This window comes from Nonomuraea sp. NPDC049784, from assembly GCF_040659615.1.
In the GTDB taxonomy this organism is placed as follows: domain Bacteria; phylum Actinomycetota; class Actinomycetes; order Streptosporangiales; family Streptosporangiaceae; genus Nonomuraea.
In genome coordinates this window covers 1-10391 of the sequence record NZ_JBFAMX010000353.1, presented here as the reverse complement: position 1 = coordinate 10391, position 10391 = coordinate 1, and the positions used below count along the sequence as shown (strand labels likewise).

Below are 10391 nucleotides of genomic sequence, written 5' to 3'. Positions count from 1 at the left end.
TGGGTATAAAAACGCGGGGGGCGGGCCCCGCGGGTGTGGTGCCCACCGGGGGGGCCACGGCCCGGAAGAATCGTCAGCTGGCCTGGCTGACCGTGGACATGTTGAAGTCCGGCACCCGGACCGGCGGCATCACGGTGCGCTGGAAGTAGTCGTTCCACTCGCGCGGCAGCGTGCGCTCGCCCGCTCCCACCTCGGTCAGCCGCCCGAGCAGGTCCACCGGGCTCTCGTTGAAGCGGAAGTTGTTCACCTCGCCCACGACCTCGCCATGCTCCACCAGGTAGACCCCGTCACGGGTCAACCCGGTCACCAGCAGCGTCTGGGGGTCGACCTCGCGGATGTACCACAGGCAGGTGACGAGCAGCCCGTGCTGCGTCGAGGCGATCATGTCCACCAGCGAGCCGCCGCCTGAGGGTCCCGACATGATCAGGTTGTCGATCGCCGGCGTCACATCCAGCCCGCTCAGCTCCGCCGAGTAGCGGGTCTGCAGCAGCGCCTCGAGCGTGCCGTCCTTGATCCAGCCGGTCGGCCCCAGCGGCAGCCCGTTGTCGAACACCGAGCTCTGCCTGCTGGAGGCGTGTGCCGTCACGAACGGCGCGCACGCGATGCCCGCCGCGCCCGGATCGCTCGACAGCGTGACAGGAAGCGTGGCCAGCCGTTCGCCCACGCGCGTGCCGCCGCCCGGCTTGGAGAACACCGAACGCCCGTCGAGCGCGTCCCTCGCCCCGGCCGACCAGAACAGGTAGATCATCAGGTCGGCCACCGCGCTCGGCGGCAGCAGCGTCTCGTAGCGCCCCGCCGGCAGGTCCACCCTGGTCTTGGCCCACTCCAGCCGCTGTGCCAGCGAGGAGTCGAGCGCCGCGACGTCGACGTCGGTGAAGTCCTGCGTGGACACGCCCGTCCACGCCGAGCGCTTCAGGTCGGCCGACTTGGCGTTGAGCTCCAGCCGGCCGGTCGGCTGGTCGTGGCGCAGCCGCAGGCCCGTGGACGTGCCGAGGAACGTCGAGGTCAGCGAGTGCTCCGCGAAGCCGTACAGCTTCCTGCCGCCCGCCTCGGCCGCCGCGAACGCGTCGCCGAGCGCCGGCGCGAACGCCTCGAACACCCCGATGTCGGTCGGCTCGACGGAGGAGCCCCAGTGAGGCGACTCCGGCACGCCCTCGACGAGAGGGCGGGCGTCCTCGGCGGGCTGGGCGTCCCGCGCGGCCGCGTCGGCCGCCGCCACCACGTCCGCGAGCTGCTCATCGCGTACGACCGAGCGCGACACGACGCCGACGCTCTCGCCCGCGATCGAGATCACTGTCACTTGCGAGGAGCGGGCGACGCCGTTCGTGGTGAGCGTGTTACCCGCGAAACGCAGGTTGGCCGTGGAGCCCTCGTCCACGAGCACCACGCAGTCGTCGTTCGCCGAGAGCTCCAGGGCCTTCTCGACCATCTCCTGAGGCGTCACTTCCCGCCCTCCTGAACGGTGTTGAGGATCCGCACGCCCCTGAACAGCGCAGAGGGGCAGCCGTGGCTGACCGGCGCGACCTGGCCCGGCTGGCCCTTGCCGCAGTTGAACGCGCCTCCGAGCACGTACGTCTCAGGCCCGCCGACGGCCTCCATCGACCACCAGAAGTCCGTCGTGGTCGCCTGATAGGCGAAGTCTCTGATCTGCCCGGCCAGCTTCCCGTGGGAGATCTTGTACGCCCGCTGACCGGTGAACTGGAAGTTGTAGCGTTGCATGTCGATCGACCAGCTCTTGTCGCCGACGATGTAGATGCCCCGCTCCACGCCCGCGATCAACTCGTCGGTCGAAGGGCCGCCAGGCGCGGCCGCCAGCGACACGTTGGCCATGCGCTGGATCGGCATGTGGCCGGGCGAGTCGGCGAACGCGCACCCGTTGGACCGCCCGAACCCCTTCATCAGCGCCATCCGCCGGTCGAGCTGGTAGCCGACCAGGATGCCGTCCCTGATGATGTCGAAGCTCTGCCCCTGCACGCCCTCGTCGTCGTAGCCGATCGTGGACAGGCCGTGCGTGACCGTCCTGTCGCCGGTCACGTTCATCACCGGCGAGCCGTACACCAGCTCGCCGAGCTGGTCGAACGTGGCGAAGCTGGTGCCCGCGTACGCCGCCTCGTAGCCCAGCGCCCGGTCCAGCTCGGTGGCGTGGCCGATCGACTCGTGAATCGTCAGCCACAGGTTGGACGGGTCGACGACGAGGTCGTAGTCGCCCGCCTCGACCGATGGTGCCGCCAGCTTCTCCGCCAGCAGCTCGGGCAGCCTGGCCAGCTCGCCCTGCCAGTCCCAGCCCGTGCCCGTCAGGTATTCGTACCCGCGCCCGACCGGCGGGGCGAGGGTCGACATGTCGTCGAAGCCGGTCTCGTGCGCCTTCATCGCGTTGAGCTTGGGATGCACCCGCACCCGCTGCTGCGTGGTGACCGTGCCGGCCGTGTCGGCGTAGAACTTCTGCTCCTTGACCTGCAGCAGCCGCGCCGACACGTGGTCGGCGCCCTTCATCAGCCCGGCCGACCAGTCGGCCAGCAGGCTCACCTTGTCGGCGGAGGCCACCTCGAACGGATCGACGTCGTACGACGACACCCACACCGCCTCGGTGTGCACCGGCTCGGGCGCCAGCGCGATGGGCTCCCTGTTGATCGGGGCGCTCACCTCGGCCACCCGCACCGCCTGCTCGGCCACCGTCGCGGCGGCCTCCGGCGTCAGATGGATGCCCGCGGCGAAGCCCCACGTGCCTCCCTTGACGACGCGCACGGCGTAGCCCAGATCGTCGGCGTCCATGGCGCCTTCGAGCCGGGCGTCGTAGAGGCTGAGCGTCTCGGCTCTGACGCGTTCCAGCCGGAAGTCGGCGTGCTCGGCGCCGAGGTCGCGAGCGCGTTGCAATGCGGCGTCCGCGAGCTGCCGCAGCGGCAGCTCCAGGAAGTCGGAATCGATCTGGCGCATGTCCACGATCCTATCCCTGTGATCTTGTCTGACCCGGACAACGGGATACCCGCCGGTAGGAGATACCGTCAGATGCCATGGCACGCTCTGTACTCGTCACCGGGGGCAATCGCGGCATAGGCCTCGCGATCGCCCGTGAACTCGCCGCGGCCGGCGACGCCGTCGCGGTCACCTACCGATCGGGGGAGCCGCCCGAGGGCCTGTTCGGCGTGCGCTGCGACGTCACCAGCATGGCCGACGTCGAGGCCGCGTTCGACAAGGTCGAGGCGGAGCAGGGCCCGGTCGAGGTCCTCGTCTCCAACGCGGGCATCACCAAGGACACGCTGCTCGCCATGATGAAGGAAGACACCTTCACCGACGTCATCGACGCCAACCTGACGGGCGCGTACCGCGTCGCCAAGCGGGCCATCCGCCCGATGATGAAGCTCAAGCGCGGCCGGATCATCCTCATCTCCTCCGTGGTCGGCCTGTCCGGCCAGGCCGGCCAGGCCAACTACGCCGCCTCCAAGGCCGGGCTGGTCGGCTTCGCCCGCTCCCTGGCCCGCGAGTACGGCTCGCGCAACATCACGGTCAACGTGGTCGCTCCCGGCTTCGTCAAGACCGACATGACGGCCGACCTCGACCACGAGGCGATCGTCTCCCAGATCCCCCTCGGGCGGCAGGCTGTGCCCGGGGAGGTGGCACGCGTCGTACGCTTCCTGGCCGGCGACGACGCCTCTTACATCACCGGGGCCGTGATCCCGGTCGACGGCGGACTCGGAATGGGGCACTGACATGGGCATTCTCGAAGGCAAGCGGATCCTCGTGACCGGTGTGCTCACCGACTCCTCGATCGCGTTCTCGGTGGCCAAGCTGGCCCAGGAGGAGGGCGCCACCGTGGTGCTCACCGGGTTCGGCCGGCTGTCCCTGGTGGAGCGCATCGCCAAGCGCCTTCCCGCCCCGGCGCCGGTGCTCGAGCTCGACGTCCAGAGCACCGAGCACCTCGACACGCTCGCGGCGCGGGTGGGCGAGCACGTGGACGGCCTCGACGGCGTGGTCCACTCGATCGGCTTCGCCCCGCAGACGGCGATGGGCGGCAACTTCCTCAACACCACCTGGGAGGACGTCGCCACGGCCCTGCACGTGTCCACCTACTCGTTCAAGTCGCTGGCGGTGGCCTGCCTGCCCCTCATGAAGGAGGGCGGGGCGGTCGTCGGCCTCGACTTCGACGCCACCAAGGCGTGGCCGGTCTACGACTGGATGGGCGTGGCCAAGGCCGGCCTGGAGTCGTGCAGCCGCTACCTCGCCCGTGACCTCGGCCAGCACAACATCCGCGTCAACCTGGTGGCGGCCGGCCCGCTGCGCACGATGGCGGCCAAGTCGATCCCGGGCTTCAAGGAGTTCGAGGAGAGCTGGCCGGAGAAGGCCCCGCTGGGCTGGGACCTGTCGGACACGCTGCCGGCGGCCAAGGCCTGCGTGGCCCTGATGTCGGACTGGTTCCCCGCCACCACCGGCGAGATCGTCCACGTGGACGGCGGCGTCCACGCCATCGGCGCCTGACAGCGCCTTTCCACTGGCCTCGGGGTGCGCTCGACTCGCGCCTTGGGGTCCGGTCGACCTGCGCCCCGGGGATCCGGTTCCCCGGGGCTTCCTTGGCGCGCCGCGTCGGCGGGTCAGGCCAGGCGGTGGCGGCCGTTGCCGGCGCGGCCCGGCTCGAAGGGGATCGACTCCGTCGGCTCCGTACGGTGCCGCCGTTGCTGGACGATCCGCGTCGCCAGCACCGCAGACCCCAGCAGCGCGATCGTCAGCACCGTCCCCAGCACGTCCGAGGCCGGCGGGCTGGGACGTACCACCCGCTGGTCCTGCATCGGCACCGTCAGCTCATGTGCGAACGGATTGGGCCACAGCAGATCCACCCGGGGCTCGTCCGTGTCCACCGTCTTCTCCTCGGAGACCGGCCGCCCAGTGTCCATGAGCTGCGGCCGCTGCTCCGGCGGCGTGGGCCTCTTCGTGGGCAGGGACTCCACACCCCACTCCCGGGGCCGTGACGTGCGGTCAGGCGATGGCGATGGCGTGGGCGACAACTTCTCCACCGCCTCCTGGTCCTGGCACGCCAGCACCGGCAGGCACACGCCGTCCAGCCCCGTAGGGGAGGGGGAGGGCCTGTTCGTGGAGGATTTGGGGGTCGGTGTCGTCTTGGTGGTCGGTACGGCTTCCCCGACGCGGCCCAGGACCTCGCCGGTGGTCTCGTCGACGCCGTCCGTCACCTTCTTGGTCGTCCCGCCCGACAGGTTGTCGACCGTGCTGGTGATCCCGTTCACCACGTCGCACAGCGTGTTGGTCACCCCAGAGAGCAGGCCCCCGTCGCGCGTGCAGTCCTGAGAAGCGGCTGAAGCGGCAGGCGCCGCCACTGGGACGGCCGCCAGCGCCACCGCGAGAACTCCAGCCGAGATCGCGGTCCTGCTCCCCATCCGTCCCCTCCTGCGTTGCTTCCAGGGGAAATCTTTATGGACATCGCACACGGGACGCAGGCGTTTGCCAGCTAAAGTTGCGATTCGGTATCGACTAGTGATACGCGAGGGAGTCTCTCGTTCCTGGGTCGAGGGGTCAGTCGAGTGACGACACGTCATCGAGGGCCTCTCGGATCTCTATGGGCAGTTCCACGTCCTCGGCCAGCAGGGCCCCCTTGAGCTGCGCGTGCGTACGGGCTCCGACGATGGCCGAGGCGACCCCAGGCTGGTCGCGTACCCAGGATAGGGCGACCGCCAGCGGCGACACGCCGAGTCCGTCGGCGGCGGTCATGACGGACTCGACGACCCGGCGGCTGCGCTCGTCCAGGTAGGGCCGGACGAAGTCGGTGAAGTGCGGGGTCGCGGCCCGGGAGTCCGCCGGGATGCCGGTGCGGTATTTCCCGGTGAGCACCCCGCGGCCCAGCGGCGACCAGGCCAGCACGCCCACGCCCAGGTGGGCGGCGGCGGGCAGCAGCTCGCGCTCCGGCTCGCGGGCCAGCAGCGAGTATTCGACCTGCGCCGAGGTGATCGGGATCCGGCCGGGGATGGTCGTCTGGGTGACCGCGGCGGCGGCCAGTTGCCAGCCGGTGTAGTCGCACACACCCGCGTAGACGGCGCGTCCGGAGGAGACGATCGCGTCGAGCGCGGCCAGGGTCTCCTCCAGGGGCACCTCGGCGTCGTACGTGTGCAGCTGCCACAGATCGACGTAGTCGACCCCGAGCCGGTTGAGCGACTCGTCGACCGCGGCGATCAGGTGGCGCCTGGAGGCGTCGCGCGGCCTGCGGCCGGTCGGCGTCACCACGGCCTTGGTGGAGATGACCAGCTCCGAGCGTGGCACGGAGTCGCGCAGCATCCGCCCCAGCAGCCGCTCGGAGTCGCCGCCGGTGTAGACGTCGGCCGTGTCGACGAGGTTGCCGCCGGCCTCCAGGAACGTGCGGAGCTGGGCGGACGCCTCATCCGCGTCGGTGTCACGCCCCCAAGTCATCGTGCCGAGCCCCAGCCGGGACACCGACAGGCCGCTGCGGCCGACATAGCGCTGCTCCATGATCCCGCCAGGGTACCAACAAGAAACCTGCTCATCAGGCTGCCGCTCCACTGTTGTTGGTGGTCAGCGCGGGGGGCGGCGGCCCGGCTCGCAGGTTTCTCATTTGCCGTCCAGGCGGATGAAACGTTGTGATCGACGCCTGCGACACTTGCCGGGTGACCACGCTGCTTTTGGCCCGACACGGGCTCACGGATCTCACCGGCCCGGTGCTGGCCGGACGAACGCCGGGAGTGCATCTGAGCGAGGCCGGCCGGGCGCAGGCCGCGGCGCTGGCAGCCCGCGTCGCGGGCGTCAGGCTCGACGCCGTTGTCTCCAGCCCCCTCGAACGCTGCCAGGAAACGGCCCAGGCCGTCGCCCAGGGGCGCGAGACTGACGTGCAGACCGACGAACGCTTCATCGAGTGCGGCTACGGCGGCTGGACCGGGCGGCCGCTCAAGGAGCTCGCCAAGGAGCCGTTGTGGCAGGTGGTGCAGGCGCACCCCAGCGCGGCGACATTCCCGGAAGGGGAGTCGCTGTCCGAGATGCAACACCGGGCCGTCTCGGCGGTCAGGGAGTGGAATCAACGCCTGGGGGAGAAGGCTGTCTACCTGGTCTGCAGCCACGGCGACGTGATCAAGTCGATCGTCGCGGACGCTCTGGGGCTCCATCTCGATCACTTTCAGCGGATAACAGCTGATCCGGCGGCCCTCACCATCATTCGCTATGCCCCCTTGCGCCCCTTTGTTCTCAGGCTTAACGATATGGGGGAATTGAGGCTTCCCGAGGATTCGGAGGAGAAAGACGGGGGAGAAAACATCACCGGGAGCGATGCCGCCGTCGGCGGTGGACCCGGAACCACGTAAGGTCAGCGTATGCCGGTCTTCGACTACGACCCACCAGAGAGGTTCGTCGCCGGTGCCTTGGGGCAGCCGGGCGCGCGGGCCTTTTTTCTGCAGGCCAGGGCCGAGGGCAGACTGACGACGGTGGCACTGGAGAAACTGCAGGTCGCGGCGCTCGCGGGCAGGCTGGATGAGCTGCTCGACGAGGTGTTGCGGCTCAGCGGGGGCACCGCGCACGTTCCTGCGCTCGCTCCCGCCGACCTGACCGACGACGCGCCTCTCGACACCCCGGTCGCGGAGGACTTCCGCGTGGGCACGATGGCGCTGGCGTGGGACGCGGAGAAGTCGCAGGTGGTGATAGAGGCGCAGGAGGTCGTCGACGAGGACGACGCCGACATCCCCGACCCGGCGGTGCTGCGCGTTCGCATCAGCGCGGGAGCCGCTCGCGCCTTCACCCAGCGGGCCCTCCAGATCGTCTCGGCGGGCCGACCGCCGTGCCCTCTGTGCGGACAGCCACTCGACGCCACCGGGCACGTCTGTGTGCGTCTCAACGGATACCGCGGGGGTGAGGCGGCTTCATGACCGCTCCTGAGAGCGAACCGGCCATCAAGCCGTCCCAACAACAGCCGTCCATACAAGACGATGAGGCTCTCGCGTTGCTGCGCGACGGCCGCCTGGAAGTGGCCGGCCGGCTCGTCGAGGCCACCAACATGACGCTGTACTGCTCGGTCAAGCTGGGCTCCCGCTCGGCCGCGTGCGTCTACAAGCCGGTACGCGGTGAGCGTCCGCTGTGGGACTTCCCCGACGGCACCCTCGCCGCGCGTGAGGTGGCCGCGTTCGAGGTGTCGCAGGCCACCGGCTGGAACATCGTGCCGCCCACCGTCTACCGCGAGGGTCCCTTCGGGCCGGGCATGGTCCAGCTGTGGATCGACACCGAGCGGGAGATCGACCTCACGCGGCTGGTCAAGAGCCGCAATCCGCTGGTGCGCCGGATGGCGGTGTTCGACGCGGTGGTCAACAACGCCGACCGCAAGGGCGGACACCTGCTGCCGCTGCCCACGGGGCACGTCTTCGGGGTCGACCACGGGGTCTGCTTCTCCGTCGAGGACAAACTGCGCACCGTGCTCTGGCAGTGGCGGGGCAAGCCCCTGGCCCGCGAGGCGGTGGCCGTCCTGGCCAAACTCGAGCGCGACATCGAGTCGGGCTCGCTCGGGCGCAGGCTGCGCGAACTGCTGACGCTGGAGGAGGTGGAAGCCACCTGGCAGCGGGTCAGGCGGCTGCTCGACACGGGCGTCCACCCGTACCCGTCGGAAGGATGGCCCGCCATACCCTGGCCCCCGATCTAACCGATCATTTCCTGTTTATTACCCTTTGCCCCATGTGCACGCTGATCGTGAGAACCGGGCGGCCGCTGACCCTCATGGGCGTGAGGGACGAGAGCGCCGACCGCCCATGGGAGGGGCCGGGGGAGCACTGGCCGGAATACCCGGGCGTGATCGGCGGGCGCGACCTCAAGGGCGGCGGCACCTGGCTGGCCGTCAACCCTTCGGCCCGCCGCGCCGCGGCACTGCTCAACGGGCGCGGCAAGGAGGCCGAGGAGACGACCAGGATCTCCCGGGGAGACCTGGCGCTGCGGGCCGCGTATACGGGCGAGACGCCCGGCGGAGACCTCGCCCGCTATGACCCCTTCCACCTGGTGCTCGCCGAGTGGGCGCGCATCCGCCTGTTCAGCTGGGACGGCGAGCGGCTGAGCGCCTCCGACCTGCCCGAGGGCACCAGCATGATCGTGAACACGGGGCTCGACCCGGAGAGCGAGCGGGTCGCCGCGTACCTGCCCAGGTTCGAGACCGAGCCCTGGGGCGAGCTGATCAAGGCCGAGCCGTCCGCCGACCCGGCCGCGCTCATCGTCCGGCACGAGCTGCCAGACGGCCGGATCTTCGCCTCCCTGTCGGTGATGGAGGTCACACTCGCGCCGGACGGCGTGACGTACGACTTCGCCGACCTGACCGCTGATCGGGACGGATAGGCTCAAACACATGAGATCGTGGGCTGCCCAGAACGTTCCAAAGCTCCCAGGTGAGAGCATTCCGCTGAGTCTCTATGACACGTCGGCCAAGCAGGTGAGGCAGACCGATCCGGGGCCGACCGCCAGGATCTACGTCTGCGGCATCACCCCCTACGACGCCACCCACCTCGGCCACGCCAACACCTACCACGCCTTCGATCTCGTCGGCCGGATGTGGCGCGACGCGGGCCACGAGGTCCACTACACGCAGAACGCCACAGACGTGGACGATCCGCTGCTGGAGCGGGCCGCGCAGACCGGCGTCGACTGGCGCGACCTGGCCGAGCGGGAGATCGAGCTGTTCCGCGGCGACATGGAGGCGCTGCGGATCCTGCCGCCCCGCGAGTACGTCGGCGTCACCGAGGTCGTCGGCCGGGTCGCCGAGCTGATCTCCAAGCTGTCCGCCAAAGGCGTCACGTACGTCCTCGACGGCGACGTCTACTTCAGCGTGGGCGACGCGCCCAAATACGGCCAGGTGTCCGGCTACGACGAGGCCGAGATGACGGCCCTGTTCGCCGAGCGCGGAGGAGACCCCGACAGGGCGGGCAAGCGGCACCCGCTCGACTGGCTGCTGTGGCGGGCCGAGCGGCCCGGCGAGCCGGCCTGGGAGTCCCGCCTGGGCAGGGGCCGCCCCGGCTGGCACATCGAGTGCACCGCGATCGCCCTCGACAGCCTGGGCCCAGGCTTCGACGTGGCGGGCGGCGGCTCCGACCTGATCTTCCCGCACCACGAGTGCGGCGCATCCGAGGGCCACGCGCTCACGGGCGAGTGGCCGTTCGCCAAGTTCTACACGCACGCGGGCATGGTGGCGCTCGACGGCGAGAAGATGTCCAAGTCCAAGGGCAACCTGGTGTTCGTGTCCAAGCTGCGGCTGGCGCACGACCCGATGGCGGTACGGCTCGTCCTGCTGGCCCACCACTACCGCGCCGACTGGGAGTACGTCCCGTCGCTGATGGCCGACGCCGAGCGCCGGCTTCTCAACTCGGCGGCGATCCTGCGCATCCTGCGCGAGTCCCAGGTCGCGACGCTGTCCGAGCTCG

General features: G+C 70.1%; 11 protein-coding genes. 7 read left to right on the top strand and 4 right to left on the bottom strand.

Annotation, left to right across the window (positions count from 1 at the left end; translation table 11 throughout):
• Nucleotides 1-73: 73 nt before the first annotated feature.
• Both AB0J09_RS42480 and AB0J09_RS42475 read right to left on the bottom strand, forming a co-directional pair.
• Nucleotides 74-1444 carry a metallopeptidase TldD-related protein gene (locus AB0J09_RS42480; RefSeq protein WP_360704219.1) on the bottom strand — a complete coding sequence of 457 codons (1371 nt, stop codon included), beginning with the start codon at nucleotides 1442-1444 and terminating at the stop codon, nucleotides 74-76.
• Nucleotides 1441-2934 carry a TldD/PmbA family protein gene (locus AB0J09_RS42475; protein WP_360704217.1) on the bottom strand — a complete coding sequence of 498 codons (1494 nt, stop codon included), beginning with the start codon at nucleotides 2932-2934 and terminating at the stop codon, nucleotides 1441-1443. Before AB0J09_RS42475 ends, AB0J09_RS42480 begins: the two co-directional genes overlap by 4 nt.
• A 77-nt stretch (nucleotides 2935-3011) precedes the next feature.
• On the opposite strand from AB0J09_RS42475, the gene fabG reads away from it, so the two are divergent.
• Together fabG and fabI are read left to right on the top strand one after the other, a co-directional pair.
• On the top strand, nucleotides 3012-3707 hold the full coding sequence (gene fabG / locus AB0J09_RS42470; RefSeq protein ID WP_357614903.1) for a 3-oxoacyl-ACP reductase FabG: 696 nt from the start codon (nucleotides 3012-3014) through the stop codon (nucleotides 3705-3707).
• A 1-nt stretch (nucleotide 3708) separates the two neighbouring features.
• Nucleotides 3709-4473 carry an enoyl-ACP reductase FabI gene (fabI, locus tag AB0J09_RS42465; protein WP_360704213.1) on the top strand — a complete coding sequence of 255 codons (765 nt, stop codon included), beginning with the start codon at nucleotides 3709-3711 and terminating at the stop codon, nucleotides 4471-4473.
• Nucleotides 4474-4586: 113 nt separating this feature from the next.
• Here the strand turns inward: fabI and AB0J09_RS42460 are convergent, their stop codons facing one another.
• The gene (locus AB0J09_RS42460) at nucleotides 4587-5384 is read right to left on the bottom strand and encodes a hypothetical protein (protein ID WP_360704210.1); all 798 of its coding nucleotides are present in this window, start codon (nucleotides 5382-5384) and stop codon (nucleotides 4587-4589) included.
• Between the two features lie 136 nt (nucleotides 5385-5520).
• Nucleotides 5521-6468 (bottom strand): aldo/keto reductase, encoded by a 948-nt coding sequence (locus tag AB0J09_RS42455; RefSeq protein WP_360704207.1) that lies wholly within the window; start codon nucleotides 6466-6468, stop codon nucleotides 5521-5523.
• Between the two features lie 155 nt (nucleotides 6469-6623).
• Between AB0J09_RS42455 and AB0J09_RS42450 the strand changes: the two genes are divergently transcribed.
• From AB0J09_RS42450 to mshC, 5 genes are all read left to right on the top strand, one after another.
• Nucleotides 6624-7310 (top strand): MSMEG_4193 family putative phosphomutase, encoded by a 687-nt coding sequence (locus AB0J09_RS42450; RefSeq protein WP_360704204.1) that lies wholly within the window; start codon nucleotides 6624-6626, stop codon nucleotides 7308-7310.
• A 9-nt stretch (nucleotides 7311-7319) separates the two neighbouring features.
• Nucleotides 7320-7868, top strand: a complete 549-nt coding sequence (locus tag AB0J09_RS42445) for a DUF3090 domain-containing protein (protein ID WP_360704201.1) — start codon at nucleotides 7320-7322, stop codon at nucleotides 7866-7868.
• On the top strand, nucleotides 7865-8632 hold the full coding sequence (locus AB0J09_RS42440; protein WP_360704198.1) for an SCO1664 family protein: 768 nt from the start codon (nucleotides 7865-7867) through the stop codon (nucleotides 8630-8632). The genes AB0J09_RS42445 and AB0J09_RS42440 overlap by 4 nt, the downstream gene beginning before the upstream one ends.
• A 32-nt stretch (nucleotides 8633-8664) precedes the next feature.
• The gene (locus AB0J09_RS42435; RefSeq protein ID WP_360704195.1) at nucleotides 8665-9312 is read left to right on the top strand and encodes an NRDE family protein; all 648 of its coding nucleotides are present in this window, start codon (nucleotides 8665-8667) and stop codon (nucleotides 9310-9312) included.
• A gap of 10 nt (nucleotides 9313-9322) precedes the next feature.
• A partial coding sequence (gene mshC / locus AB0J09_RS42430; RefSeq protein ID WP_360704192.1) for a cysteine--1-D-myo-inosityl 2-amino-2-deoxy-alpha-D-glucopyranoside ligase occupies nucleotides 9323-10391 on the top strand: 1069 nt, incomplete at its 3' end.